Source organism: Staphylococcus sp. EG-SA-2, from assembly GCF_017152085.1.
In genome coordinates, this window is the sequence record NZ_JACYHC010001074.1 from 1 (window position 1) to 740 (window position 740).

The 740-nt window shown below is 34.3% G+C and carries 1 protein-coding gene; it reads right to left on the reverse strand.

The genetic code is table 11. From position 1 onward, the window contains the following. On the reverse strand, positions 1 to 740 hold a 740-nt coding region (locus IDG60_RS18090; protein ID WP_206161025.1), incomplete at both ends, for a bifunctional UDP-sugar hydrolase/5'-nucleotidase.

Genomic DNA, 740 nt, shown 5'->3' on the forward strand with positions numbered 1-740 from the left:
TAACATTTGATGAATGTCATATTCTGTCACTTCATCTTTTACAATATCTTTAACGAGTAAGCCAGCATTGATGATGGCACATTGTGCATGTGTATACTCACAAACACTTTGAGCTAATAAGTATGCAACTTCAGTTATGTGATTCATACTACGCTTAAGCACTACTGGATGTTGAATTACTGAATTGGACATTAACGTTTTTCCTTCTTCTTCAAATGAAGTTTCAACTTCAGGTAATGTTTCTAAAGGAATAATCTTTGCAGTTTTATGTACTACTTTATGTGCCTCAAAAGTTAAATTAACCTCTCCAAGATAATTACCATACTTTCCAGCTGCCGCCATCAGTACACCATTATTGATCTCACCATGTTCAAAATAATGATGCGTATGACTACCAAAAATGACATCAATTTCAGGCAATTCTTGGCATAATGTTTCATCGAAGAAAATGCCACAATGACTTAGCACGATTATTACATCAAATTTACCTCGTTGATGTTTAATTTCTTCTTTTATAGATTCAAGTGGATCGGTAACAATCCAATCTAGTGCACGATAAAATGGGGTAAAAGGTGCTGTCGCTGCAACGAATAGTATTTTCACACCGTCCATATCCTTAATATAAGAAGAAACGATATTATTTGGTAAATGACCTGATTCATCTATAACATTGCTACATGTCACTATAAATTTTGCTTCGTCGTAAAGGTGATTTAAAGCTTCGTGTGAAATGGTCATCC